The sequence below is a fragment of the Lysinibacillus sp. NPDC097195 genome, assembly GCF_044762075.1.
GTDB lineage: Bacteria > Bacillota > Bacilli > Bacillales_A > Planococcaceae > Lysinibacillus.
Window position 1 is genome coordinate 263,244 of the sequence record NZ_JBIWDP010000003.1, and the last position, 24,156, is coordinate 287,399.

General features: G+C 35.7%; 29 protein-coding genes and 1 pseudogene. 16 read left to right on the forward strand and 14 right to left on the reverse strand.

Going from position 1 to position 24,156, the window contains the following annotated elements:
* The first annotated feature begins 4 nt into the window (after positions 1 to 4).
* Both ACIQXI_RS16495 and ACIQXI_RS16500 read left to right on the forward strand, forming a co-directional pair.
* Positions 5 to 463 carry an NUDIX hydrolase gene (locus ACIQXI_RS16495; protein WP_402927059.1) on the forward strand — a complete coding sequence of 153 codons (459 nt, stop codon included), beginning with the start codon at positions 5 to 7 and terminating at the stop codon, positions 461 to 463.
* A gap of 74 nt (positions 464 to 537) precedes the next feature.
* A pseudogene (locus ACIQXI_RS16500) lies at positions 538 to 918 on the forward strand (TetR family transcriptional regulator C-terminal domain-containing protein); the annotation flags it as partial.
* A 99-nt stretch (positions 919 to 1,017) separates the two neighbouring features.
* Here ACIQXI_RS16500 and ACIQXI_RS16505 read toward each other — a convergent pair.
* The 5 genes from ACIQXI_RS16505 to ACIQXI_RS16525 all read right to left on the reverse strand — a co-directional run bounded on the left by ACIQXI_RS16505 (position 1,018) and on the right by ACIQXI_RS16525 (position 4,972).
* Positions 1,018 to 2,442, reverse strand: a complete 1,425-nt coding sequence (locus tag ACIQXI_RS16505) for an MDR family MFS transporter (protein WP_402927062.1) — start codon at positions 2,440 to 2,442, stop codon at positions 1,018 to 1,020.
* 70 nt (positions 2,443 to 2,512) lie between these two features.
* Positions 2,513 to 3,091: a TetR/AcrR family transcriptional regulator gene (locus ACIQXI_RS16510; protein WP_402927064.1), complete on the reverse strand. Its 579-nt coding sequence runs from the start codon at positions 3,089 to 3,091 to the stop codon at positions 2,513 to 2,515.
* A gap of 84 nt (positions 3,092 to 3,175) precedes the next feature.
* The gene (locus tag ACIQXI_RS16515) at positions 3,176 to 3,649 is read right to left on the reverse strand and encodes a hypothetical protein (protein ID WP_402927067.1); all 474 of its coding nucleotides are present in this window, start codon (positions 3,647 to 3,649) and stop codon (positions 3,176 to 3,178) included.
* Positions 3,650 to 3,756: 107 nt separating this feature from the next.
* Positions 3,757 to 4,317 carry a hypothetical protein gene (locus tag ACIQXI_RS16520; RefSeq protein ID WP_402927068.1) on the reverse strand — a complete coding sequence of 187 codons (561 nt, stop codon included), beginning with the start codon at positions 4,315 to 4,317 and terminating at the stop codon, positions 3,757 to 3,759.
* 106 nt (positions 4,318 to 4,423) lie between these two features.
* A complete protein-coding gene (locus ACIQXI_RS16525; RefSeq protein ID WP_402927070.1) occupies positions 4,424 to 4,972 on the reverse strand; it encodes an SMI1/KNR4 family protein in 549 nt (182 codons plus the stop codon).
* A 221-nt stretch (positions 4,973 to 5,193) separates the two neighbouring features.
* Between ACIQXI_RS16525 and ACIQXI_RS16530 the strand changes: the two genes are divergently transcribed.
* The 3 genes from ACIQXI_RS16530 (at position 5,194) to ACIQXI_RS16540 (ending at position 6,743) form a co-directional block, all read left to right on the forward strand.
* Entirely contained in the window at positions 5,194 to 5,493 is a 300-nt protein-coding gene (locus ACIQXI_RS16530; RefSeq protein ID WP_402927073.1) for a winged helix-turn-helix transcriptional regulator, read from the forward strand.
* Between the two features lie 85 nt (positions 5,494 to 5,578).
* On the forward strand, positions 5,579 to 6,169 hold the full coding sequence (locus ACIQXI_RS16535) for a YbhB/YbcL family Raf kinase inhibitor-like protein (RefSeq protein ID WP_402927076.1): 591 nt from the start codon (positions 5,579 to 5,581) through the stop codon (positions 6,167 to 6,169).
* 310 nt (positions 6,170 to 6,479) lie between these two features.
* Positions 6,480 to 6,743 carry a hypothetical protein gene (locus ACIQXI_RS16540; protein ID WP_402927078.1) on the forward strand — a complete coding sequence of 88 codons (264 nt, stop codon included), beginning with the start codon at positions 6,480 to 6,482 and terminating at the stop codon, positions 6,741 to 6,743.
* A gap of 236 nt (positions 6,744 to 6,979) precedes the next feature.
* Here ACIQXI_RS16540 and ACIQXI_RS16545 read toward each other — a convergent pair whose 3' ends face one another.
* Entirely contained in the window at positions 6,980 to 7,666 is a 687-nt protein-coding gene (locus tag ACIQXI_RS16545; protein ID WP_402927081.1) for a hypothetical protein, read from the reverse strand.
* 93 nt (positions 7,667 to 7,759) lie between these two features.
* Here ACIQXI_RS16545 and ACIQXI_RS16550 point away from each other — a divergent pair, with 93 nt between their 5' ends.
* Both ACIQXI_RS16550 and ACIQXI_RS16555 read left to right on the forward strand, forming a co-directional pair.
* Positions 7,760 to 8,035: a hypothetical protein gene (locus ACIQXI_RS16550; protein WP_402927084.1), complete on the forward strand. Its 276-nt coding sequence runs from the start codon at positions 7,760 to 7,762 to the stop codon at positions 8,033 to 8,035.
* 153 nt (positions 8,036 to 8,188) lie between these two features.
* Positions 8,189 to 8,644, forward strand: coding sequence for a hypothetical protein (locus tag ACIQXI_RS16555; RefSeq protein WP_402927086.1), 456 nt, complete (start codon positions 8,189 to 8,191; stop codon positions 8,642 to 8,644).
* Positions 8,645 to 8,881: 237 nt separating this feature from the next.
* On the opposite strand, the gene ACIQXI_RS16560 is transcribed toward ACIQXI_RS16555, so the two are convergent.
* From ACIQXI_RS16560 to ACIQXI_RS16580, 5 genes are all read right to left on the reverse strand, one after another.
* Complete coding sequence (locus ACIQXI_RS16560; protein WP_402927088.1) at positions 8,882 to 9,289, reverse strand: VOC family protein; 408 nt, start codon at positions 9,287 to 9,289, stop codon at positions 8,882 to 8,884.
* Between the two features lie 204 nt (positions 9,290 to 9,493).
* Positions 9,494 to 9,976 (reverse strand): nucleoside/nucleotide kinase family protein, encoded by a 483-nt coding sequence (locus tag ACIQXI_RS16565; protein ID WP_402927091.1) that lies wholly within the window; start codon positions 9,974 to 9,976, stop codon positions 9,494 to 9,496.
* A 66-nt stretch (positions 9,977 to 10,042) separates the two neighbouring features.
* Complete coding sequence (locus tag ACIQXI_RS16570) at positions 10,043 to 10,684, reverse strand: 3-oxoacid CoA-transferase subunit B (RefSeq protein ID WP_402927093.1); 642 nt, start codon at positions 10,682 to 10,684, stop codon at positions 10,043 to 10,045.
* Positions 10,684 to 11,391, reverse strand: a complete 708-nt coding sequence (locus ACIQXI_RS16575; RefSeq protein WP_402927096.1) for a CoA transferase subunit A — start codon at positions 11,389 to 11,391, stop codon at positions 10,684 to 10,686. Before ACIQXI_RS16575 ends, ACIQXI_RS16570 begins: the two co-directional genes overlap by 1 nt.
* Positions 11,392 to 11,508: 117 nt before the next feature.
* Positions 11,509 to 12,390, reverse strand: a complete 882-nt coding sequence (locus ACIQXI_RS16580; protein ID WP_402927099.1) for a LysR family transcriptional regulator — start codon at positions 12,388 to 12,390, stop codon at positions 11,509 to 11,511.
* Positions 12,391 to 12,695: 305 nt separating this feature from the next.
* Between ACIQXI_RS16580 and ACIQXI_RS16585 the strand changes: the two genes are divergently transcribed.
* The 3 genes from ACIQXI_RS16585 to ACIQXI_RS16595 all read left to right on the forward strand — a co-directional run bounded on the left by ACIQXI_RS16585 (position 12,696) and on the right by ACIQXI_RS16595 (position 16,298).
* The gene (locus ACIQXI_RS16585) at positions 12,696 to 14,009 is read left to right on the forward strand and encodes a short-chain fatty acid transporter (RefSeq protein ID WP_402927102.1); all 1,314 of its coding nucleotides are present in this window, start codon (positions 12,696 to 12,698) and stop codon (positions 14,007 to 14,009) included.
* A 195-nt stretch (positions 14,010 to 14,204) separates the two neighbouring features.
* Positions 14,205 to 14,888, forward strand: a complete 684-nt coding sequence (locus ACIQXI_RS16590; RefSeq protein ID WP_402927105.1) for a hypothetical protein — start codon at positions 14,205 to 14,207, stop codon at positions 14,886 to 14,888.
* A 603-nt stretch (positions 14,889 to 15,491) separates the two neighbouring features.
* Complete coding sequence (locus tag ACIQXI_RS16595; RefSeq protein ID WP_402927108.1) at positions 15,492 to 16,298, forward strand: SDR family NAD(P)-dependent oxidoreductase; 807 nt, start codon at positions 15,492 to 15,494, stop codon at positions 16,296 to 16,298.
* A 428-nt stretch (positions 16,299 to 16,726) separates the two neighbouring features.
* On the opposite strand, the gene ACIQXI_RS16600 is transcribed toward ACIQXI_RS16595, so the two are convergent.
* Positions 16,727 to 17,350: a LysE family translocator gene (locus ACIQXI_RS16600; protein ID WP_402927111.1), complete on the reverse strand. Its 624-nt coding sequence runs from the start codon at positions 17,348 to 17,350 to the stop codon at positions 16,727 to 16,729.
* Between the two features lie 181 nt (positions 17,351 to 17,531).
* On the opposite strand from ACIQXI_RS16600, the gene ACIQXI_RS16605 reads away from it, so the two are divergent.
* Positions 17,532 to 17,957, forward strand: coding sequence for an SRPBCC family protein (locus tag ACIQXI_RS16605; RefSeq protein WP_402927113.1), 426 nt, complete (start codon positions 17,532 to 17,534; stop codon positions 17,955 to 17,957).
* On the forward strand, positions 17,954 to 18,274 hold the full coding sequence (locus ACIQXI_RS16610; RefSeq protein WP_402927116.1) for an ArsR/SmtB family transcription factor: 321 nt from the start codon (positions 17,954 to 17,956) through the stop codon (positions 18,272 to 18,274). The genes ACIQXI_RS16605 and ACIQXI_RS16610 overlap by 4 nt, the downstream gene beginning before the upstream one ends.
* A gap of 71 nt (positions 18,275 to 18,345) precedes the next feature.
* On the opposite strand, the gene ACIQXI_RS16615 is transcribed toward ACIQXI_RS16610, so the two are convergent.
* Entirely contained in the window at positions 18,346 to 19,125 is a 780-nt protein-coding gene (locus tag ACIQXI_RS16615) for a YqhG family protein (RefSeq protein WP_402927119.1), read from the reverse strand.
* Positions 19,126 to 19,230: 105 nt separating this feature from the next.
* Entirely contained in the window at positions 19,231 to 20,745 is a 1,515-nt protein-coding gene (locus ACIQXI_RS16620) for a DEAD/DEAH box helicase (RefSeq protein WP_402927121.1), read from the reverse strand.
* 152 nt (positions 20,746 to 20,897) lie between these two features.
* Here ACIQXI_RS16620 and ACIQXI_RS16625 point away from each other — a divergent pair, with 152 nt between their 5' ends.
* From ACIQXI_RS16625 to ACIQXI_RS16640, 4 genes are all read left to right on the forward strand, one after another.
* Positions 20,898 to 21,491 carry a dienelactone hydrolase family protein gene (locus ACIQXI_RS16625; RefSeq protein WP_402927123.1) on the forward strand — a complete coding sequence of 198 codons (594 nt, stop codon included), beginning with the start codon at positions 20,898 to 20,900 and terminating at the stop codon, positions 21,489 to 21,491.
* Positions 21,488 to 22,444 (forward strand): LytTR family transcriptional regulator DNA-binding domain-containing protein, encoded by a 957-nt coding sequence (locus tag ACIQXI_RS16630; protein ID WP_402927124.1) that lies wholly within the window; start codon positions 21,488 to 21,490, stop codon positions 22,442 to 22,444. Before ACIQXI_RS16625 ends, ACIQXI_RS16630 begins: the two co-directional genes overlap by 4 nt.
* A 143-nt stretch (positions 22,445 to 22,587) precedes the next feature.
* On the forward strand, positions 22,588 to 23,436 hold the full coding sequence (locus ACIQXI_RS16635) for an ABC transporter ATP-binding protein (RefSeq protein ID WP_402927127.1): 849 nt from the start codon (positions 22,588 to 22,590) through the stop codon (positions 23,434 to 23,436).
* Complete coding sequence (locus ACIQXI_RS16640; protein ID WP_402927129.1) at positions 23,433 to 24,140, forward strand: ABC transporter permease; 708 nt, start codon at positions 23,433 to 23,435, stop codon at positions 24,138 to 24,140. The genes ACIQXI_RS16635 and ACIQXI_RS16640 overlap by 4 nt, the downstream gene beginning before the upstream one ends.
* Positions 24,141 to 24,156: the final 16 nt, after the last annotated feature.

A 24,156-nucleotide genomic window follows, 5' to 3' on the forward strand; every position in this document is an offset into this window, starting at 1 on the left:
ATATATGAGCATAATTCCTATTAAATCCACTGGTATCGCTGCTATTTTATTAAAAGAAATAAATAATATGTATCATGTATTACTACTCAAAAGAGCATCTCATCATTTACATAATACATGGTGCTATATAGGAGGGGGTATTGAAGAAGGTGAAACAGCAATACAAGCTGTTTATAGAGAAATTGCTGAAGAAACAGGAATTACAGAGCTCGTATTGTATTCCTCGAACCAATTTGATCAAATTTTCTCTCCGCAAGAAAATTACATTTACATAGCACCTGTCTTTGTAGGCTTTGTTCATCAAGAACAACCTGTTGTATTAAACGATGAGCATAACGACTATCAATGGCTTCCTTTTGAACAAGCAAAAGAAACTGTGAGTTTACCTGGTAATGAGGAAGTTCTTCAATCTATTGAAAATAACTTTGTGAAGAAAAAACCTTTAAGTTATTTACAAATCTAATTTAGGTATACATTAACAGCCACGAAATTATGATTTCAACATTTCGTGGCTTTTTTAAGACCATTGTTTATCCATCCGAAGTTCGAACGAAACTTCAAAGTTATTCCTCTATACAAGAGGCATTTGCTAATTTCTTTGCCGATATCATTAATGACGGATACACAGAAGAGCTTAATAAAGGTTGTTTTTGTATTAATACGATGGTGGAACTAGCACCACATGATGAGAAGTTTGAAATTTTGACGCGAGAACATCAAATGTATCTAACGGTCATCTTTCAAGAGACCATTGAACGAGGCATAAAAACGGGAGAACTCGAAGCAAATACTGATGCAAAAGCTTTGGCTCAGTCACTGATTGTTGCGTTAATAGGTCTAACAGTTATGATGAAATCTCGCCCTCAACGTTCTTTTATCGACAATGCTATTGCAACAACCCTTACATTGCTTCGCTGATAGGATGCTATAAAAATTAAAATCCACTACTTCCCATGGTACAAAGACACAATCACGATCGATGTCCTTGCACCATAGAAATTCAAGTGGATTTTTATGCTACCTTACATTTTCCACGCGCTTTCCATTAACGAAAAATGATAGCACAAGGCCAACAAGGGCAATGGCTGCTATAAAGAAGAAAGCGTACTTTGTTCCTTGTGCCAATAATTCAAATGATGAAGCATTGTGGAATTGCTCCATATATTTGCTTTGCCCACTAACCATTAATGTAATAGCTAACGCTGTTCCTGTTCCACCTGCTATTTGTTGTAATGTGCTCATTACTGCAGCTCCATCAGCGTATAATTCACGTGGTAACTGATTTAAACCATTTGTTTGAGCAGGCATAATAATCATCGAAATACCAATAAAGAATATTGCATTCGCCACAATTATTTGCCAAACAGGTGTATGAGCGGAAATCGTGAAAATAAAAAAGATGCTTCCTACAAAGGTGAACAGATAACCGAGTGGTAAAAATTTCTTTGCGCCAAATTGATCGAACAGCTTTCCTACAACCGGTGATAACATCGCATTCATCGCACTACCTGGCAAAAGAATAAGACCAGCAACCGTAGCACTAAATAGTAAAGAGCCTTTTAAATACATCGGCAATAATATAGCTGTTGATAAAATTAGTAACATACCACTAAATAACAACACAGTACCTAACGTAAACATAGGATATTTAAACGTTCGTAAATTAATCATTGGTTGCTCCATTTTAAATTGGCGAATGACGAATAAAACGATAGCCACGATTCCAACAATAAACGGGATATATACATCTGCTGAAGCAAAAGATTTTTCTGAAACAGTACTTAAACTGTAAATAAAGCCACCAAATCCAAGCGTCGATAAAATAATGGACAGCACATCAATCGCTGGTTTCGTAATCTTAGAGACATTATCAATTTGTTGAAGCCCTGCTATCACTAACCCTGCATAAAAAACAAGGCTAATCCAGAAAATATAAGACCAATCCAATGAGTCCACAATTAACCCAGCTAATGTTGGCCCAACTGCAGGCGCTGTCGTGATAACTAGCCCCATTAAGCCCATGACTGCTCCACGTTTATTAATTGGAAAAATTAATAAAATAACATTCATCATGAGCGGTAAAATAATACCTGTTCCGAATGCTTGAATAATACGACCTAGCAGTAAAATGGGAAAGCTTGGTGCTAACGCTGCTAAAATCGTTCCCACAATTGAAAAAATTAATGATCCAACCACTAACTGTTTTGTTGAAAACCATTGAATAAGAAGGGATGAAACAGGAACTAAAATTCCGATTGTTAATAAATAACCTGTCGTAAGCCACTGCGCTGTTGCAGCTGTCACGGTGAAATCAGCCATAATATTTGTCAGTGCCATATTTAAAGCTGTTTCACTAAATAACCCGATAAAAGCCGCAAACATAAGGACAAAAGCCATACTTTTAGGTTTGCGTACGGGCACAACTTGCATTGATGGAGCCATAAAATACTTCCTTTCTTTCTCTAATTAATTAGACCGGTCTATATAATAAGCATAAAAATGAAGCCCCTTGTTACTTCGTAAGCAATAAAGGGATCATTTTATTAATATGAATTAAAGGCTCATCCGATTTCTTTGTTATACAGTGTGTAATGCCACCTTCAATTAAGGCACCGATGGTTTTACTAATTAAGAATGCACGTTCTTCACTAAACCCACTACTTCTTAATTTCTCAAAGTAAAGATTTCCCCATATTTCAAAGGTCTCTTCACAAGCCTGGCGTAAATTCTCATTGACAAATGCTGTTTCCATGGCGAGTAATCCCATTGGAACGTTTTTTAAATTTGATATTGGTTCTATGTCTTGAAAAATCCCCGAAATACTTTCTATATGATATTGGAAAGCCTTTACTGGATCTTCGAAAGCTGCTAAATTTTGCTCAATTTCTGCCGCAATTCTTGTTGCTGATAAATTGATCGCTTCAACAGCCAATTGTTCCTTACCATTTGGAAAATGATAATATAAAGAACCTTTTGGGGCCCCACTCTCTTGGATAATTTGACTTAAACCTGTAGCGTGGTAGCCTTTCAGATGAAAAAGTCGCGTTGCAGCTTCTAGTATTTTCTCTCGTGATGAATTTTTACTAGACATAGGCTGTACCTCCTTCAAAAATTATAACGAACGGTCTACATAATAATAAAAGTCTTTGATGATGTTGTCAATTGTAATAATAAATTATTTTACTTCCACGACAAATGTATATGAAACCTCACCGTTTGACCATTGAGCGAACACCTCATATACATATCGCCCCTTACTTATCGGAGCTATTATCTCATCGTTATGCAATAAAATTCCTTTCTCTCGACCGTCTTCATTCCAAAGATAAACGTTGATTGTGGGATTTTCCTCAATTTCGACTTGGATGTTCGTACTAGGTTCTAACGGAATAGCATCAAGATTTTCGGCTACTTGGTTGGGAGATGCATGATCGGTTAGAACAGTTTCAGTTGATAGTCCTTTTCTCCTTTCCCATCGATAGCCACCCGCTTCTATTTCATACTTTTTACCATCAACATGAACCCAGCCTGTCATAGATGGAGGGAAATTTTCCTTATTGTCTTCTACTTCAAGGGAATTTTTATTTACATTGGAACAACCCGCTAAGAAAAGTGCAAAAATACTCATTAATAAAAATACCTTTTTCAAAGTCCTTCCTCCTTTTCCAAATTAGACTCTCAAATGGTTAAATCGTTTCATTTTTTTACATTAAATGAAGTGATTGCTCTCATTGAACAATCACTTTTTTTGCCAAACTATTTTTTATGGACAGGAAATTTGGAGGAATAAATTAATTCTTCCGATTTTGAATAACAGCTAATGTTCACTGGCAAATAGATTGGTCCATGTGCTTTCTTAAGAAAAAAACGCTGCCCATCCGACTTTATAATGTTCGCATTTTCAAAAATACCTTTCTGCGTCTCTACCGTTATTTTAACGATTTCAGGGTCTATAATGACTCCAAAATAATAACTTACATTCTCTTTGCTCTTTCCTGATGCACTCCATGTAATTTGATCGTCTTCTAATGGAGGGTAATACGTTGAGGATAGCGTACCTTCCTCGCTTAATTTCCATGTACCAAGCCAATTTTGTTTTAGTACTGCAACCATTATCGATTGGCTATTTCGAAAGATCGTTAGCCATTGCTCATCAATTTCTTTGATGAGATAAACATCCTCTGCTGATTTAGACCAATTTTTTGTTATATTCAGTACATCCTTTTCAGTTGGTTGTTGAAGATGCTTGTAGGTTATAAATAATGAGCAAATAATTGCTGTTAGAACAAAAACAAAGCTAAGCAAGATTTTCTTCATAAGATAATCCACCTCTTTTGTTTGCGATTTCATCAAGGTTTTTTAGGGTTCAACTCCACCAAAAATTTTCAATAATCTGTTACACTATCGATATATTCCTCCGACTCTATGTATAAAAATGTTCTGCTCGCTCGTTAGCCCACCACCAAAATGGTGCTCCTTGGCATACAATAAACCTATCCAACCATAATTCAAAGTTCATTGCGAGAGGTATCAGTTCTTCAAACGAAGCAATGTGGTCTTTCCAACATAGGTAATTCAAATTGTGTTGTGAATATATTGAAGAATTGATAACAATATTTTTTTCGTAAATATAGGCAATCGCATAACAGCCTTCATATTGGTCAAAGTGTTTATTATAGTCGATAATTTGTTGTAAACTATACAGTTCAATTTCCCCACCGTAATGAATATCATCAAATAAGCGACAGCCATTCGTTATTTTCAAAAATGCTCTATAGTCTGACGGAATGATCCATCCTGTTTGTTGCTCAAAATCCTTTAATTCCTTCTCACTTGCAGGAGCATTAAATGTACATTTAGCTTTATATAAATATCCTTGCTCACTTTGAATTTGGAGAACATCCCCATTTTCCTCTAAACGCTTTTTTAAAGCTTGTAACGTTTGTCTAACAATATCACCTTCTTTTAGCATTCAGCATCCACCTCAACCATCCATTTATTTACATATATTAACTTATTCAACAGTAAGCAAATATTTACCTTCTATTAAAAAGAAACTGCACATTATCTAATTAATTTCAATTGTCTGTTTTTTTGGTTTGTGGTATAAAAAAACTGAAAAAGACCCGATAGGAGGCGATTATCATCAAATTAAGGCAACAATATACTTGTCCGTTGGAGCTAGTTCAAGACATGATTAAAGGCAAATGGAAATGTATTATAATTTGGCGATTGCGGCTTGGTCCTACATCTCCATCAAAGTTAAGACGTGACATTAAAGGAATAACTGAAAAAATGCTGTTACAACAATTAAAAGAGCTAATGGATTTTCAGCTAGTGCAGAAAGAAGAATATCTTTCCACTTACCCGCTTCGAGTAGAATATCGTTTGAGTCCAAAGGGGCAAGAAGTTTTAAAGTCTTTAGAGATATTACAACGATTAGGGATTCAATATATCGAAGAAAATGAAATATTAGGACTTCAGCAAATGTAGTACCCTTACAAAAAAGTGGGTAATTGTCGATTATTTTTTCGCCATGTTATGATGACCTCAACTAAATGATATGGAGGTACACACCATGAAGAAAAAATACTTATTTATGCTATCTATTATTTCACTGCTAGCTATAGCTGGATGCAGTAGCAAAAATGAAAAGACTTTTGTCGTAACAAGTTCTGGAATAGTGGATGGCGTTATTCAAGATCAATATGGGCAATTAGGCGATTCATTTAATGAGCATGGTATGCCTACTTATTCATTGCCATTAAAGTTCGAAAATGCCCCAAAAGAAACGGTGTCCTATGCATTAGTAATAGAGGACAAAGATGCTTTCCCTGTTAGTCAAGGATTCTCTTGGATTCATTGGACTGCAGCTAATATTCAAAAAGATGAGTTAAAAGAAAATGAAAGCCAGACAGCGACTGATTTTGTCCAAGGTGTCAATAGTTGGATGAGCCCTCAAGGAGGCAGTCAAAGCCCTGAGCTCTCTAGCTTTTACGGTGGGATGGCTCCACCTGATAAACCACATACTTACGAAATTCATGTCTATGCATTAGATACTACAGTCGACTTAGAAAATGGATTTTTAATGAATGAGCTGTATCATGCGATGGAGGGACATGTCTTAGCTGAGTACACTTTAAAAGGTACTTATCCGAATAAAAAATAAGTATCTACTCTTTTAAAGTTATATCAATGTAGTTTTATGTAATAAATAAGTCCAGGACTGCTCGTTTTTGAGAGTCTCTGGACTTTTTTGTTTGCTCCTAGTAACATTGGAATAAGAACAAATTGTTTTAGTTTTTTCATGAAATCATTGAAATTTTAGCCAGTCATTAGCAACAATTTAGACAAAAAGAGCTTGGCTAATCATTTTTTTGTTTTCTTTACTCAATGAATATAGGATATACTTTTATAGTCCTGTTATTGGCACGTAAAAATAGAAATTTAAATTCAGAAAGTTTTATTGGAGGTTTATTATGAATTACAGAATTATTAACAAACAAGTATTTGAACAAGCACAGCTACGTTCCGTTTCGGATGTACCATTTACTGAAGAAGAACTTCAAAACGGTATGAAAATTGCAGTTTCTAAAGCAGATGAAACGTTGGCTTTGTATTTACTAGATATCGAAGGTCATAGAAAATTTGAAGTTCGTTGGGATGATTCATCAGAAATTTTCAACGGTTGGTATTCAGCTTGGGATAATTTCTCTTGGTGCCTAGATGTAGTAAGCAAATAAATAGAACTTGATGAAATAATATCAACTAGAAACGAACATCCTTTTGTTTTTGGTTGATATTATTTTATTTATATAATATTTCAAATTGCTAATGAAGGATGTTTCATACAAGAAATAAAAATAACGAACGGCTTAACCCATTAGAATTAAAGGGCCAAGCCGTTAAATAAATTATTTTTAAAAGAAAATCCAATGAGCATTTGCTTTTTAATTATATTTTAATGATATATATTTGATTAACGATAAAAAGTTGCTGATGTTATTAGTTGATAGCGATTAGAATCTTTGTAGAACCATACTTCATCTTTATATTCTTTGTATAGAACTGGCCACCTCCAATGAGGTTTAGTATATCGTTTCCATGTATAGTAGATACGTCCTCTTTCAGACGATAGAGCGCTAACAAAAGCAGATACTACTCCCGCAATGGCTGGTACCACTATTCCTCCAGTAAAAATTGAAGCAACAAGTCCTGCAAGCGCACCTACTGCTAAAGAAGTATAGCTAAATGATCCATTATCCGTCCATTCATATTTCCATTGTGATCCCCCAAAACCTGCACCTTGATCAACCGAAAAAGGTCTGATAGTGAAACTGTTAATATTCCCCTCACTTTCACTCACCATACTATTTCCAATTTCATCAACTAAAGAACGTAACTCTGATGGAACTAACTGACCATCTAAATATAAGTCTCCTGTTTCTAAATCATATGTTGCTTCATATTTTTCTACACCATTATCCGCCAAAACACTCCTCTTGCTATCATTCATAGTTGTTGTAAAGGTATAGCCTTCTAAAACGCCCGAACCTATACTCACTTTACTCTCTGAATTATTTATTTTTTGTGCGTTAATATATTTGGGAGTAAGGAACGAAAAAAGCAAAGTAAAAATCAATATATAAGTTATACTATTTTTCATAACTATTGCCCCTTTCTCAAATTATTATTATTATATATTCGGAATAATAAAATTACTTAATTTATTTGTCAATATATTATATGGAGTGATATTATGAAATTTTTAAAAAAGATTACATTTATCCATCCTATAAGAAAGTACATACATGTCATACTAGTCATTTTCATGTTTTTTCTTGTCGTTCCTGCTGGATTCAATCCACTATTTTTAAATTTAATCATGGTCCTTTTTGGATTCGTCATATTAAATCGTGGTTTTGATTACAAAGGAACGGACAATAAAGCTTTTTACAAATGTTTGTATATGGGCATAGCGATGTGTTTATTATTTATTGTTTTATTTATTGTCCAATTTATAAGAAATGAATAACATACGTTACGCATGCCTTTCACTTTCGGGTAGTTAGCAATGCACGGAAGATGATTTTCTTTCATTCGTTAGAAAAAATAATCTAACTCCCTTTCCCCTTGTATAATTCATACGCAATTTGAACATATATGGAGTAACAAGGGAGGAATGAACATGAAAAAACTACTTTACATCTTAGTGCTATTCACATTATTACTATCAGCCTGTGGAAAAAATGCTGAGCCGAAGGAAGTAGCCGTCGATCAAGACACATCTGTTAAAGATATTGTAGGAGCAATCGTTAAAAATAAATTTACTGTAGAAGAAACGGATGGTATTGTGACAATATCGATTCAAGATACAGATGTTCGAGAAGGGTCGAAAAATCAGATGCTGAAAGATTCGGGCAGAATCTTTGCGGAGCTTTCTAAATTAAAAAGTGTGAAAACGCCTTCGATTATTTGGTTCGCTCCATTAACCGGTGCTAATAACAATGAAGAAATGACAGAAGTATTAAGCGTGTATTTTGACGAAGAAGACTTTAGAACCGTCAATTGGGCTGATTACGCTCAATTAAACATCGAGTCCATAGCGACTAAATATAGAGAGAATCCAGCACTAGGCGATTAAAATACTGCTCTGTGAAATGAAGTTCACGCTTTAAGACACGGACAAGTAGAAGATGCGGCTCTCGATTGATTTGTTTCCACGGAAAGGACTACCGTAGCGAACATCAACAGCACGGCAAAAAGTGTTAGATTGTAGTCAATCTAACACTTTTTTCTTTTGTCCTTGCTCTTTAAGAAACTATGTATGATTTTCCTTCATATAAAAGTAAGGGTATTCGTTTTCGAGCTCCAATAAAATTTATATCCCTATTGTATTCATTAATACGAGGCGCCAACCATCTGGATCTTCAATCGTCACACCTTTTTCTGCCCAATAAATGTTTTCTGGTGCTACTTCTGGATATCCCATTTTCTCCAGTCGTTGCACGATACGTTGAATGGTCTCAGGGTTTGGCATATACAGCACAAGAAGATTATCCTTCGTCGGTGCAGGACATGGGCTACCATCAACATGCTCAGTAAATTCTAAATGATAATGGGCATTCGGCAGACCAATCATAATACCATCATAGCCTCGATGCCCTTTAAACGAGCCAATCTTTTCTAAACCTAATCCTTCACAATAAAATCGCTCTATTGCTGTTAGCTGATTAGTTGGTCTTGCGACACGTACCTGTACAACTTCCTGCGCCCATAGTTCTTTCATCATCATCTCTCCTTTTAGGATAATTATATAATGGAAAAACTTGAGAGGAGAACGGTCAATAGTCTGAGTTCTATCGCGCGAACCATATATAATCTGCTGTTACTAATGGTTGTTCCTTTTTTAAGTAATAAGCCTCCGCAACCCAATACCTTTGTTCATACTTCCGCATTATTGCCGATTCATCCCCTATATACGCATCACGCTTTAACACCCTTTTTTTCTCAACTCTAAAGGGCATTCTAAAAATATTGTATAGTCATAAAACTTCCGCCATTCATTGCGCTGAAGAAAGACTCCTTCTACTAAAAGAATACTGTTCGCTATAAATTCTCTTGTTATATTAAACACTGTATTTGTAGCACTGTGATAAAAAGGAAGTGTAAATTCTTGAACATTGCCATGTACTTTTTCGAGAAAATTTTTAATACATGCTACATCCCATTGTAAATAAAAATATTCAAACCATTGATCATAACCAGTATTGTAACGTTTTTCACTTTCGACAATATAATCGTCCATATGTAACACATTAATAGTACATTCCTTTTTCAACGTGGTCGCTAATTCATTTACAAACGTTGTTTTACCAGCACCCCCTAAGCCATCAATAGCAACAATAAGTGGTCTTGCATCACGATCAGGACTATTAAATCGCTTCATAATCTCGGCTGTAATTTGGTCTTTCAATACATTCACACTCCTATCCTTAAAAAATAACCAGCTTACTCCTGAAAGTAAACTGGTCTCTAATGATTAATGTGGTAAAGCAACATCAAATGAAGCAGCGGTTTTTGCCTTAACTTCCTCCAATGTTACACCTTCTGCTAATTCTATTAACTGCATACCTGCATCTGTAAAATCAAAAACAGCTAAATCTGTTATTAATCTGTGCACGACACCTTTTCCAGTTAACGGTAACTCACATTGCTTTTTAATTTTCGACTCACCGTTTTTATTGACATGCTCCATTACAACAACGACTCTTTTCGCACCGACAACAAGATCCATGGCGCCGCCCATGCCCTTTACCATTTTCCCAGGAATCATCCAATTGGCAAGATCACCTGTTTCAGATACTTCCATTCCACCTAGAATAGCAAGATCAATATGCCCCCCGCGAATCATTGCAAAGGACTCTGCGCTATCAAAATAGGATGCACCTTTCACTGCAGTCACAGTTTCTTTTCCCGCATTAATAAGGTCAGGATCTACTGCATGTTCATCGGGATAAGGACCGATACCAAGAAGTCCATTTTCGGATTGTAACAATACATCATAATCAGCAGGAATGGCATTGGCAATAAGTGTAGGAATACCGATACCTAAGTTAACATTCATACCATTTTGAATTTCTTTTACAGCTCTATTAACAATTTTATATCTAGTATCTAACATTATGCTTCCTCCTTTCTGACCGTTAAGCGCTCAATACGTTTTTCATAATTGTCACCGAGTAAGACACGTTGCACAAAGACACCTGGTGTGTGAATATGATCTGGATCTAACTCGCCCACCTCTACAATTTCCTCAACCTCCGCAATGGTGATTTTACCGGCCATCGCAGCCAATGGGTTAAAGTTACGAGACGTTTTTCGATAAATTAAATTGCCAAGCTTGTCTGCTTTCCATGCTTTGACAAGTGCAAAATCTGCGACAATCCCTTGTTCTAAAATATATTCCTTGCCGTCAAAAACCTTTACTTCTTTACCCTCAGCAATTGGTGTGCCAACCCCTGTAGCAGTATAAAAGCCAGGAATACCTGCTCCTCCAGCACGTAAACGTTCTGCTAATGTCCCTTGGGGTGCAAGTTCTACTTCCAGCTCCCCACTTAAAAATTGTTGTTCAAATATTTTATTTTCACCAACATAGGAAGCTATCATTTTTTTTATTTGTTTATTCGCTAGTAATAATCCTAATCCCCAATTGTCCACTCCGCAGTTATTACTAATTACCGTTAAATCTTTCGTTCCCTTTTGCTGTAACGCAGCAATTGCCTTTTCAGGAATGCCGCATAAGCCAAATCCCCCTACTGCTAATGTAGCACCATCCTTAATATCTGCAACGGCTTCCTCAAACGTATTCCACACTTTCCCGTTTTCCATATCGAAACCCCCTATAATTGCTCGTTTATTAAGGAAAATTCTACATCATTACTAAATCGCAAGTAAAGGAATTAATTGGAATAGTATTTATGCTTATTTTGCATAAATCTAACTATACTATTCTTCTTCCGTTCGAATTGTCTTTAATAATTGCTTTAAAGCATATGATTGATATGTATTTTTTTTCGTAATTACGCCAAGGCGCCAAGGCATATGAAAGTTCTGTAAAGGGATAATTTTGACATTATGATTCGTCTGCTTTGCAGCAATAGAATAAGGCAAAAGGGTTACGCCTAAATTGGAAGATACGAGCTCCACAATTAAATCCCATTGTGAACTTTTGTAGCCAATGATAGGGGTGAATCCTGCCTTTTGACATGATTTAATGACATAATCATGCAATGTAAATTCTTCTGTAAAAGTAATAAAAACTTCATTTTTTAAATCTTGTAATAAAATAGCTTCGTGCTGTGCTAGTGGGTGTTGTTCATTAATAAAAACAAAGAACTGATCTTCCACAAGTGATTGCACGATAAATTTTCGTTCATCTGAAGGTAACACGACGATGCCCATATCCACTTCTCCATTTTCTACTAATGTCCCAATTAATTTCGCTCCTCGTTCAATGAGCTCTAAATGGACATTTGGATATTGTTGATGAAACTTACGCGCAATTTCAGGGAAAAATAAAGTGCCAATAAGTGGTGGGATACCTAATTTAATTGACCCTGATTTAATGTTCAATAAATCATCGAGCAATTTATGTAAGTCATGGACAGAACGCATAATTTTTTGGCCCTGTTTATACACAATAAGACCCGCATCGGTTAACTCCACCTGGCGTGTAGTTCGATTTAATAATTCTACATGTAAATTGTCTTCTAATTTTTTTATACTCTTACTTAATGACGGCTGTGACACAAAGGATTCACTCGCCGCTTTTGTAAAACTGCCATGTTCCACTACTTCCATAAATGCCTTTAAATCACGCAATTCCATCTGAACACCCCTTATTTATTCTTATTTGTTATGAAAAGTTTTCTAAAAGTACTATTTAGTTATCAATTCTCTTTCTTTCCTGTTAATCCTTCTACAAAGTAACAATAGCTATAAACTGCAGCACGATAAGGTTTTCTTATTGAGTAAATAATATTTTCAGCAAACGACATCGCTTATAATACAACGTATTATTTCTAACTCATGTATCATTCATCATCCTTCATTCGAATTTTCTCTTTATTTACCGATTTCTCTATGTAAAATTAAAAATGAGTGTTACTAAGACTAAAAGGGGGATTATGTAATTGAAAACACTAACGAAAATATCAAATGCTATTATGGAAAAGTATTTACCCGATCCGTACATTTTTGTCACTATACTCACATTACTAGTTTTACTATTAGGGGTTTCCTTAACAGATTCCTCGCCATTGGACATGATTACTTACTGGGGAGATGGCTTCTGGGAGCTACTAGCTTTTACAATGCAAATGGTCGTCGTATTAGCTGCTGGACATATTTTGGCGAATAGTCCTGTCTTTAAAAAAGGGCTCACTGCAGCAGCAAGTAGAATTAAAACGCCAAGTATGGCTATTATTGTTGTGACATTTATTTCTTTAATTGCTTGTTGGATTAACTGGGGATTCGGGCTAGTAATTGGGGCACTTTTTGCAAAGGAAATTGCACGCCAAGTTAAAAAAGTAGACTATCGTTTATTAATCGCAAGTGCTTATTCTGGATTTGTTATTTGGCACGGTGGTTTAGCAGGTTCGATTCCGTTATCGATTGCAACGGATGGTCATCCATTTGCTAATATTATGGGGGTTATCTCAACAAACGTTACACTATTCTCGACCTACAATTTATTTATTGTGGTTGTTATTATCTTAACACTGCCATTTTTTAATCGTTGGATGATGCCAAAGGATGAGGATATGGTGGAAATTGAGCCTTCCTTATTATTTGAGGAAAAAATAGAACTACCTAAGCCTGAAAAACATTTTGCAAGTCGTTCAGAACGTAGCTATCTATTAACCATTTTAATAGGTCTTATTGGGGTTATTTATTTAATTCATCATTTTACTACAAAGGGCTTTGTCTTAAATTTAAATGTTGTGAATACCATTTTTATTGTACTCGGTATTATTTTCCACGGCACGCCACAGCGTTTTCTTGCCGCTGCGCAAGATGCAATTAAAACAACAACAGGTATTGTGTTTCAATTTCCGTTTTATGCCGGTATTATGGGCATGATGACCGCATCAGGCTTAGCCATAGTATTTTCAGAGTGGTTTGTCAACATCTCAAACGACCACACATTTTATTTATTCACATTTTTTTCTGCTGGTCTTGTTAACTTTTTTGTGCCTTCAGGGGGTGGTCAATGGACCGTTCAAGCACCGATTATGTTGGATGCAGCCACTAAATTAGGGGCTGATTATGCTAAAACGGCGATGGCCATTGCATGGGGAGATGCTTGGACAAATATGATTCAACCATTTTGGGCGCTGCCTGCACTCGCAATTGCTGGTTTAAAGGCTAAGGATATTATGGGCTTCTGTTTATTTATCCTACTCTTTACAGGTATCATCATTAGTATTGGTTTGTACTTCTTCTAAAAAATAGCCATTTAGAACCTCTTTTGAACAAAACTCATGTTCATAAGGGGTTTTTTGTTTTATATTACAGATTAATCTATGGTAAATTTTTATGAATACCGGTATATTTGACTAGTTGAGAGATTTTTGAGAGTTTTATTTCCTATAATAAATAAGAATTTTGTCATAATTTATCGAAGATTGGAGATAGAACAGATGTTAAAGCAATTGCTTGAAAATCGTACTGTAAATTTAGGCTATACCGGTTTCTCATTTCATCACCATGTTTATGAACTACAAAATTGCGTAGAAGTATTAGGAATTGAAGCGAAGTCGCTTCATCTTGAACATAGTCAAATTGCAGCGGCTTATATAGATGGTAAACGTATTTTTATAAAAAGTATGCACTACGGAAAAACACTGATGAAGTTAACAGATGGTCGTGATGAGGCAATCGTACAATTATCTGTTCTACCTTCAGGAGAAATTCATGTAGAAGTTAAACCCTTTATAGGAAATGCCAATATTGTTTCTGTTTATTTTCGTACAATTTTAGCAGATACTGCAATCGCCATTGATTTGAAAGGTGCATTAAAAAGCTTTTTACTGGCTAATCAACTGATGAACGATACAGATAGTATTTTAGAAGTGCACTATCAATCGATGCACCCAAACGTCTTAAAGAATTCCTATGCTGGTAATTTTGTATTAGGCTATCACCCTACTGGTGAATCCATCGCAAATGGTGATGAATATGCATTAGCTAATCGCATAGCGAATTTACAGTTTTCAAAGATCGTCATTTTGCAAGACGGTATACATAAAATAATTGCCTTAAAAATGTTACTTTCCTTTGTCATTAGTAATCGTATCTTTGTTAATAATGAATTATCGATGTGACTTCTTTACTAGAGAAGCAATCATGCAAGGTTTACATATTATTTCAATAGCGCTCATTCTTTCATTTTTACTAAATAACAGGTCGATTTCTTTGCTTTGTTAAGTGACTATTGAAGTCATGAACGAGGACTTGTCACCATTGTTAATTGTTTTGTACTAAATTTAAAATAAAAGGGATTTTATTAATGCTTATTTTTTTGTTCATCTTATGTGTCATCATCATTGGAAGCTTCTTGTTACAAAGAATGCTTCATAATAGAAAGAATCGATTAGAAAAGAAGAAGGTTATGGAGGAACGTTTGAAAAAACTTATTTTTACAAATAAACAACCACAAAGATAGTATTTCCTAACTATTTTATTAGCATTTATGTAAAGTGGTACACCTATTTCAAAGAAGTGATAATTGGCATCATACTAGGTTCACAACTTTTAATAGCTAATCTTTATAGGAGGAAATTTGTAAATAAATTGTGCTTTTTATTTCAAATCTTTTTAGTTTAGTGGTAAACTATCTAATGTCAATTAAATGAAGTAATACTGAGTATGATTTATTGTTATATGTCAATACTCAGTTTATCACTCACTCTAGGAGGAATTTTATTATGAAACGTGTTGAAAATAAAGTAGCACTTGTTACTGGCGGTGCATCAGGTATCGGTTTATCAGCAGCAACTTTATTAGCTAAAGAAGGAGCTAAAGTTGTTATTGCTGACTATAATCTTGACGGTGCAAAAGAAATTGCTGATGCATTAGTAAAAGAAGGCTATGAAGCAGCTGCAGTATTTTTAGATGCTGGTAATGCTGATTCAATCAAAGCAGCAGTAGAATTCACTGTTGAAACATTCGGTTCTTTAACAGTATTATTTAACAATGTAGGTTCAACAAACTTACAAAAAGACTTAGATGTAGTAAACATGGATTTAGAAGAATTTGATCGTCTAGTAAACATCAACTTAAAATCAGTATTACTTGGTAGCCGTTTCGCTATTCCACATATGCAAAAAGCTGGTGGTGGTTCTATCATTAACACTGCATCTATGGGTGGATTTGCAAGTGACCAAATCCGTACAGCTTACGGTACAACAAAAGCTGGCGTAGTTCACTTAACAAAATATATTGCAACTCAATACGGTAAAGATAAAATCCGTTGTAACGCTGTAGCTCCTGGTTTAATTTTAACTCCAGCTGCGAAAAACAGTTTACCAAAAGAATTACTAGAAATTTTCACTAAATACAATGCATTACCATACAACGGTGAAGCAGATGATATCGGCTATGCAGTATTATTCTTAGCATCTGATGAATCTAAATTCATGACTGGTCAAACACTTCAAATTGAAGGCGGCCACTACATTGCGAACCCAACAATCGCTGATACAAACCTTTGGGCTTCAAACCAACAAAAATAATGCGCTGCTCAACAATTAGTTGAGCTTGCAACTAGAAAAGACATTAAGGCTTGTACGCCCCATGTCTCAGACTGTAGATATACTCCAATAAAATTTGGATATGTCTACAGTCTTTTTTATAAATTGTTTCCGTGCCTGGCACTTCACAAAATGCTAAATTGGAGAAATCCACTTTGCTTTCCACGGGTATAGTGTAAGCCGCAACCCGCTAACGCGCGCTCTGTTGCGTCTTCCAACTTGTGCGTTCCCGCAGGAGTCTTTATGAATTTTTCCTTAGTAATTATAAAATTGTTTGTGTGCCTGGCACCTCTCGAAATGCTAAATTGGAAAAATCCACTTCGCTTTCCGCGGGCATAGTGTAAGCCCACATTTCACCGCCATAAACGCTGCGAAAGTTCAGAATTGTTCGAGTGCCTGGCACCTTAATGTTAGTTAGCCTTCTCTAATGCTAATTTAATGCCGAATGCTATTAATACCGTTCCTGTTAAGCCTTCAATTACCGCTTTTGTTACCGGCTTCTTCATAAAGGCGCTAATTTTATCTAGTAAATAAACATAGAAGATAAACCACATTGCCGTTAAAGCAGTATAAATAAGGCCCATCAGTAAAAATGGGAAAAATGTGCCGTTTGAACCGTCCACAAACTGTGGCAAAAACGTTAAAAAAAACACAGCTACCTTTGGATTTGTAACATTGGTGAAGAAACCTTGTTTAAAGCACGATTGGTGATCATATTTATTATCGATTTGTGTGTCATCATTGACTACCGGCGACTGCGAGCGAATCGTTTTTAATGTCCATAATGTTTTAATACCTAAATAGCACAAATACACTGCACCAACGTATTTTAAAATTGCAAAGATATAAGCCGATTTTACAATAATTGCAGAAAGGCCAATGACTGCTGCTAAAGTATGAATAAATAACCCACAGCATGAGCCAATTATTGTTTGCAACCCACCCTTTTTATTCACTGTTAATGTATTTTTCGTCGCAATTGCAGTATCGGGACCAGGCAAAATAATTAATAAAATACACATTAATAAAAACATCGGGATATTCTCCACGCCAACCACCTCCGAAACGTCTGAAAATTATAAAAATAATTCTACCATACGTATTCCTTTTAAAAAAGATAGAAGTTCCCATATCCATTGTGATTGACATATAACCATAAGGTGTTATATATTTGTAACACCTTATGGTTATATTTATAATAAAGGAGCTTATACAATGCCTGAACAACTACAAAATATTATAAAAACGGTTATGTTAAATGCACCGATTGATAAAGTATGGGAGACGGTGACAGATGCCGAAAAACTTGGCTCTTGGTTTATGCCAAACGATTTTAAAGCTGTCGAGGGACATGAATTTTCACTACAATCTCCATTTGGACCTTCGCCATGTAAAGTAGAAAAAGTAGAAGCACCACATTTTGTACGTTTTGCATGGGATACAGATGGTTGGTATGTAACATTTGAGTTAAAGCAAATTGGGGAACAAACAGAGTTTACACTTACGCATGGTGGCTGGAAAGAAGCATCTCATATCATTCCAAAGGCAAACATGCCAGCTGAAGCTGTTCGAAAAAATATGGATGGCGGTTGGACAATGCTTGTAGGCAAAAAATTAAAAGAAATTGCAGAAGCAAAATGACACAGCTTGCGGAAAAATATGATGTTTTCCAAGCAATTGCCGATCCAACAAGACGGCATGTATTGCAACTACTAGCAGCAAGCGATAAACCAATTGCTGTTATTTCGGAGCATTTTACAATTAGTCGCACAGCTGTCGTCAAACATTTACACATATTAGAGCAAGCCAAGCTGGTATCTGCCCAAAAAAAAGGCCGAGAAAAAGTATACACTTTACACACCGACCGGTTAAAGGAAATTGAAGATTGGTTACAATACTTCCATTTATTTTGGGATAATAAGTTGGCACAATTGCAAAATATCGTGGAAAACGACTAAAGAATTTTAAGAACAGCATAAAACGAAAGCCGCAACGATTCGCACGAGCAATCGTTGCGGCTTCCTCAATGTTACCTCATGTAAAATAACCCACCATTAATAATGTCTATCTTAATTTTGGCATCATATTGTTCTTCTAAAGCCATTTTTTCTATTTCGTAACATTCTGGTTTTTCTTCTACATCTTCATAAAAATAGTCTAATACGCGTTGTGCTCTTTGCCATCTTTTTTTAGCTTGTTCAGCCCAACTATGGTCATCCTGTTGAATAATGGCATCTATCGCTTCATCCAAGCGTTGCAATGCTCGTACAGGTTTAATGATATATTGTACATAAAATGCATCTTCTGACTGCGTTAACTCCCAATCGAATTTATTGATTGTTTCATGGAAATGTTCATTAATCGTACCTGTTAATAAGTTGATGCCAAAAGAGTAGAGCATTTCTTTCGTTCGATCGCAGCAATACGAAACTTTATAGTTTACGCCAAGCCATGGCGTAAGCATAACTTGACCTAAAGCCGGATCAACCTTTTGAAACATTTGAACAAAGGCACCTAGTTCTCTCGTTGCTTGAAAAATTTGATTGAGCCGCGGTGATCCAAAATGCACAACTTCCCCAAGAATTTTCCCCGACAATGCATTTTGATCTGTAATGAATGTCACTTGTGCAGGGTTAGGTTCACCATTTGTAGCTTCTACGTATTGCCAGTAAAAAGGGCGATTCATAATTCTTTTATCCATTGCAATCGTTAATTGTACTGTTAGGTAATGCTCATCCTCGTATACCATACTACATTCATTTTCTAAGAAAAATTGTCGTAAATAATTGTGAACCTGTTGTGGATACATGCCCCTCTCCCCTTACAATATCATTACGCCTTGGCGTTCATTACATCCTAACTTGCTTTTCTATTGTCATCTGGGACATCCGCCAATGCTTGGTTTTTTCTTTTGTTAAACGGATTTTTTGAAATTCGTTAAAATCGCATCTAGATCTCCAACTACCTTTTCAAAAACATCAATTTTTGTATGCAATAATGCCAATATATCTTTTTCAATTGTGTCTTCTACTGCAAGATTATAAATATGGACATCATGTTCTTGTCCTAAACGGTGAACACGCCCTATCCGTTGCTCTAACTTCATTGGGTTCCAAGGCAGATCGTAGTTAATTACATGGTGGCAAAATTGCAAGTTAATCCCTTCCCCACCTGCTTCTGTGGCAATTAGTACTTGCGCTTTTTCTTTAAACAAGTGCTTCATGTAATCACGCTTATTTTTATTGAACTTACCATTAAACAGCACACTCGTAATACCATGAGAATGTAAATACCACTGTAAATATATTTGAGTTGCACGGTATTCTGTAAAAATAATGACTTTATCCTTAGCCTGTTCGATAATTTCAAGTGTCTTAACAGCCTTAGAATTTACTTCTAATGCCATAACCTTTGCTAGAATGGCTTCTAACTCTTCCCGTTCCTCACTATTTTCAAGCATATTGGATAACGTTAATGCGGTTGCTTCTTTGCTACTACACATTTCTTTTTGCAATGTAATTAATGAAAACGAGGCTGTTGCTGTAAGGGAGCCAAGTAATTGATAGACTTCCATTTCTTCCGGGCTAAAATGGATGGGCACAATTTGAACACGGCGTTTTGTCCACTCAACACCTGTATCTTCTCGTCTATTTCGTACCATTACCTGATTGACTAGTTCCTTTAAATAATCATCGTGCTGTAAGTCATGCTTACTTGCGGAAAATGCAGATTGGAATGTTTCATAATTTCCCAGATGACCTGGTTTGAGCAATGAAATAAGATAATAAAGCTCGAACACATCATTTTGAATCGGTGTTGCCGTTAATAATAAGCAAAACTTCTTCTTTAACCCTTGTACAAATTCGTAAATTTGGGTTTTATGATTTTTTAACTTATGCGCCTCGTCAATAATGATCATGTCATAATCTTGGGCATAAATAAGTTCTTTATGTGGGCTTTTTTTTGCTGTATCCATGCTCATAATAACAATATCGTAACGCTCAATTGGGCAATTTTTTTTATAAGCAATAGCAGGTATGTGGAATTTTTGATTTAATTCTTCCATCCATTGATTAATAAGCGATGCAGGTGCTAGAATTAATGCTTTTTTTACGAGCCCTCGTATTAAATATTCCTTTAATATTAATCCTGCTTCAATTGTTTTACCAAGCCCCACCTCATCCGCCAATATCGCTTTACCATTCATTTGTTCTATAACGGTTTGAGCGGCTTCTAGCTGATGGGCAAGTGGCGTTAGCTTCGGTAAAAACTTAGGTGCTTGCAAACCAGTAAATTCCGGAATTAAATTCATTTTCACAATTTCATAGTTCATGTTATATAATGTCCAACTATGCCAATTTTCTAGATTTTCAAGCCTGCTTATAAATCCTTCTTGCCAATCGGACGACCTCTCCACAATCATGATCATCACCTCATGCTATTATTTCTAAATTAGGTTGTCCAAAAAAGAAAAAGCTATGTCCATTACTTATAGGTTTCTCTTCGAAGTGAAGAAAAACATAAAATGTACGCTTCTATTACTTTTTGTTACACTAATGGAAAAAGATATAGGAGAAAGCAATGCGCAGAAAAATTTTTATTTTACATGAGATTTACGGAGTTAATGATTTTATAAAAAAACAAGCGCGAACGTATAGTGATGCGAATACGAGCGTCGAATGCATCTCACTTTATCAAAACGCAGAAGTATTTACATATAATCAGGAAAAGGAAGCTTATGACTACTACATACAAGAAATCGGTTTTGATAAACCCCTTCAAAAGCTAACAACCCTCCTAATGGAAGCTAAAAATCACTATCAGGAAGTAGTTGTAATGGGATTTAGTGTGGGCGCAACATTAGCTTGGAGACTATCTACTTATCCAATAGATCGTATTATTTGCTTATATGGTTCAAGAATCCGTCAATATATGGACATACATCCCACATGCCCAACGCTTGTCATATTGCCAAATAACGAGAAAAGCTTTGATGTCAATGAATTAAAGCATGGACTAGAGAAATTGCCTAATGTTCAAGTAAGTCAATTTTCTGGCAATCATGGTTTTATGGATGACAACAACTTAAATTATTGTCAACAAAGTTATCAACAGGCACAATCTGAAATTTTGCGTTTTTTACGCAGCAAAAGCTTTCGGGAGGACTTAGAATGACTCAAATTGAAAAGATTGTTATCGAACCTTATAGCGAAGCAGGTAATATTATTTACCCTAGTTTCCAACTGCCATTACAGTCTGCTAGTATCATTGGCATTTATACTGACGTAGCAAAGATTCAGCCATTAATGCAGTGGTTTTTAAAGCAACCTAATTCATATAGTCATGTGCGAGAAAATGCATTATATGAGCGGCTAACAGTAATGGAGTATATTCAATTCTGTTTTAAGCTTTTTACAGTGCCTTTAAACAGCAAAGATGCCATCTTAAAGCTCTTAGCTCTAACCGAACAAAAAAATACGAAAATAAATAAACTCCAAAATGGCGAGAAGCAACGCTTGAAACTGCTCCATACATATCTTAATACTGCACATAATCAAATTATTGAGGAGCCTTTTCAAAATCTCGATGAATTTTCTAAGCATAGCGTTCAGCAATTATTAATTGCACTGCAAAAACAAGGAAAATCCATACTTTTACTTTCTAATAATTTGGAGGACTTACTCATTTCGTGCAACGAAATATACAGATTAGACGCTATAGGTCTGCATCCACTCGATCTTAAAGAGGAAGACACAGGGGCATCTCCCCCTTCAAGCGAAAATATTGCCATTAAACTCGATAAAATTCCTACAAAAAAGAATGACAAATTAATTTTGTTTAATCCACCTGAAATTGACTATATCGAAAGTGTAGAAGGTAACGTTTTCGTCTATGTAGCCGGTGAATCCTATCCTTGTACGTTATCATTAACTGACTTAGAGCAAAAATTGACACCATTCGGCTTTTTCAGAAGTCATCGTTCTTATATCGTGAACCTCCAAAAAGTACGTGAAATCATTACTTGGACCCGTAACAGCTACAGTCTTACGTTAAACAGCAATGAAAAAACAGTAGTACCTTTGTCGAAAAATAAACTAGCAGATTTAAAAGAAATACTCGGAATATAGTAGATTTCCCAGGAAATAAACGACTCCTGTCAGCAGGATATTGCTCCTGTGAAGCTTATTTTTCCGCCTCTCACCTGTAATTTAATGTTTCGTTTCGCATCGTGCCTTAAAGTGGAGATATCAACAACCACAGGAGGTTACATATGGAGACAGTCATTGATGTACAACATTTAAAAAAGGTCTTTCATAAGGAGACAGCATTACAGGATGTTTCCTTCACTATTAAAAAAGGAGAAATATTTGGTTTCCTCGGTCCAAGCGGCTCCGGGAAAACGACGACAATTAAAATTTTAACTGCACAAACAGAAAAAACTGCTGGAGAAGTTTCTTTATTTAATCGACCTGCCAGTGAAATGAAAACCAGTCAAAACCGCCAACGCTTTGGCATTTTAACAGATAATAGCGGACTATATACACGGCTTTCAATAGAGGAAAATTTATTACTTTATAGTAGCTTATATCACTTGCCAAATACAGCAGTAAAAGAGGCGTTAGATTTTGTGAACCTTTATGCTGAGCGGAAAAAGAAAGTAAATCAACTTTCTAAAGGGATGATTCAGCGTGTTACATTAGCGCGTGCCATTATGCATAAACCGGAATTATTATTTTTAGATGAGCCCACTTCAGCGCTCGACCCTGTCAATACACAGCATATTTATAATGGCTTACGAAAATTAAATGCCTTGGGGACAACTATTTTTTTAACGACACATGATATGGGCGAGGCAGAAATACTTTGTGATCGTGTTGCTTTTTTACATCAGGGAAAGATTCGTGCAATTGGTTCTCCTAAGCAGTTAAAACAGGAATTTGGAGACGAAACCTTTACGGTCGAATTAACCAATGGGCAAAGTGAAACGATTCAAAATGGCGCTCAAGATGCGCAGAAACTCTATGATTGGATGCAAGCTAATGCTGTTGCACGTATTTATACAAATGAACCAACTTTAGGCGATATTTTTATGCAAATAACAGGGAGTGATTTAATATGAATATTTCTATGTCTCGTATTCAAGCCATCTTTATGAAGGATTACAAGGAATTTTCCAGAAATTACGCAGTATCTGTGATGATTTTTTTACCGCTTATTTTAGCTTTTGCTTACAATAAAATGGGCACTAATAATATTGACGCTTATTTTTTACCGATAAATTTAGCCTTTGCAGGTGTTACTGCTTATGTACAATGTTGCTTGATTGCCGAAGAAAAAGAGAAAAATACGCTTCGCAGTTTAATGCTGTCTCCCGCTTCACTTGCAGATATTTTAATAGGAAAAAGTCTATTCGTCTCCATTGTGACGATTGTTATAGTAGGTTTGTCCATTTACCTTGTTGGTTACGAGCCGGCTAATCTTTTCATTTTAGCTATCGCCCTATTACTTTCAATTATTTTCTATATCGCCCTTGGAACATTATGTGGCTTGTTTGCCAAAACCATAATGGAAGCATCTATTATCGTGCTGCCTGTCATGTTTATCTTCTCATTTGGCCCGTTCGCTTTAGCACTAGCCTCTGTCTATCCAGTGTTAGAAATTGCAAAGTGGCTTCCAAGTGCCCAACTCATCCTTTTAGCAGATGCTTTAGAAGGTAGCTACTCTTCGATGGACTACATTATTCCTATCGTTACGATTATTGCTTGGTCAGCAATCGCTTGGATTGCCACAGGCTTAATCTACAAAAAAAGAATGGTAGATTAAGTGCCAGGCACTCACA

Excerpts from the sequence above, each read along its gene's own strand:
- ACIQXI_RS16495 (WP_402927059.1), top strand. The coding sequence starts at position 5 with ATGAGCATAATTCCTATTAAATCCACTGGTATCGCTGCTATTTTATTA.
- ACIQXI_RS16505 (WP_402927062.1), bottom strand. The coding sequence starts at position 2,442 with ATGGCTCCATCAATGCAAGTTGTGCCCGTACGCAAACCTAAAAGTATG.
- ACIQXI_RS16510 (WP_402927064.1), bottom strand. The coding sequence starts at position 3,091 with ATGTCTAGTAAAAATTCATCACGAGAGAAAATACTAGAAGCTGCAACG.
- ACIQXI_RS16520 (WP_402927068.1), bottom strand. The coding sequence starts at position 4,317 with ATGAAGAAAATCTTGCTTAGCTTTGTTTTTGTTCTAACAGCAATTATT.
- ACIQXI_RS16525 (WP_402927070.1), bottom strand. The coding sequence starts at position 4,972 with ATGCTAAAAGAAGGTGATATTGTTAGACAAACGTTACAAGCTTTAAAA.
- ACIQXI_RS16530 (WP_402927073.1), top strand. The coding sequence starts at position 5,194 with ATGATTAAAGGCAAATGGAAATGTATTATAATTTGGCGATTGCGGCTT.
- ACIQXI_RS16535 (WP_402927076.1), top strand. The coding sequence starts at position 5,579 with ATGAAGAAAAAATACTTATTTATGCTATCTATTATTTCACTGCTAGCT.
- ACIQXI_RS16540 (WP_402927078.1), top strand. The coding sequence starts at position 6,480 with ATGAATTACAGAATTATTAACAAACAAGTATTTGAACAAGCACAGCTA.
- ACIQXI_RS16545 (WP_402927081.1), bottom strand. The coding sequence starts at position 7,666 with ATGAAAAATAGTATAACTTATATATTGATTTTTACTTTGCTTTTTTCG.
- ACIQXI_RS16550 (WP_402927084.1), top strand. The coding sequence starts at position 7,760 with ATGAAATTTTTAAAAAAGATTACATTTATCCATCCTATAAGAAAGTAC.
- ACIQXI_RS16555 (WP_402927086.1), top strand. The coding sequence starts at position 8,189 with ATGAAAAAACTACTTTACATCTTAGTGCTATTCACATTATTACTATCA.
- ACIQXI_RS16560 (WP_402927088.1), bottom strand. The coding sequence starts at position 9,289 with ATGAAAGAACTATGGGCGCAGGAAGTTGTACAGGTACGTGTCGCAAGA.
- ACIQXI_RS16570 (WP_402927093.1), bottom strand. The coding sequence starts at position 10,684 with ATGTTAGATACTAGATATAAAATTGTTAATAGAGCTGTAAAAGAAATT.
- ACIQXI_RS16575 (WP_402927096.1), bottom strand. The coding sequence starts at position 11,391 with ATGGAAAACGGGAAAGTGTGGAATACGTTTGAGGAAGCCGTTGCAGAT.
- ACIQXI_RS16580 (WP_402927099.1), bottom strand. The coding sequence starts at position 12,390 with ATGGAATTGCGTGATTTAAAGGCATTTATGGAAGTAGTGGAACATGGC.
- ACIQXI_RS16590 (WP_402927105.1), top strand. The coding sequence starts at position 14,205 with ATGTTAAAGCAATTGCTTGAAAATCGTACTGTAAATTTAGGCTATACC.
- ACIQXI_RS16595 (WP_402927108.1), top strand. The coding sequence starts at position 15,492 with ATGAAACGTGTTGAAAATAAAGTAGCACTTGTTACTGGCGGTGCATCA.
- ACIQXI_RS16600 (WP_402927111.1), bottom strand. The coding sequence starts at position 17,350 with ATGTTTTTATTAATGTGTATTTTATTAATTATTTTGCCTGGTCCCGAT.
- ACIQXI_RS16605 (WP_402927113.1), top strand. The coding sequence starts at position 17,532 with ATGCCTGAACAACTACAAAATATTATAAAAACGGTTATGTTAAATGCA.
- ACIQXI_RS16610 (WP_402927116.1), top strand. The coding sequence starts at position 17,954 with ATGACACAGCTTGCGGAAAAATATGATGTTTTCCAAGCAATTGCCGAT.
- ACIQXI_RS16615 (WP_402927119.1), bottom strand. The coding sequence starts at position 19,125 with ATGTATCCACAACAGGTTCACAATTATTTACGACAATTTTTCTTAGAA.
- ACIQXI_RS16620 (WP_402927121.1), bottom strand. The coding sequence starts at position 20,745 with ATGATCATGATTGTGGAGAGGTCGTCCGATTGGCAAGAAGGATTTATA.
- ACIQXI_RS16625 (WP_402927123.1), top strand. The coding sequence starts at position 20,898 with ATGCGCAGAAAAATTTTTATTTTACATGAGATTTACGGAGTTAATGAT.
- ACIQXI_RS16630 (WP_402927124.1), top strand. The coding sequence starts at position 21,488 with ATGACTCAAATTGAAAAGATTGTTATCGAACCTTATAGCGAAGCAGGT.
- ACIQXI_RS16635 (WP_402927127.1), top strand. The coding sequence starts at position 22,588 with ATGGAGACAGTCATTGATGTACAACATTTAAAAAAGGTCTTTCATAAG.
- ACIQXI_RS16640 (WP_402927129.1), top strand. The coding sequence starts at position 23,433 with ATGAATATTTCTATGTCTCGTATTCAAGCCATCTTTATGAAGGATTAC.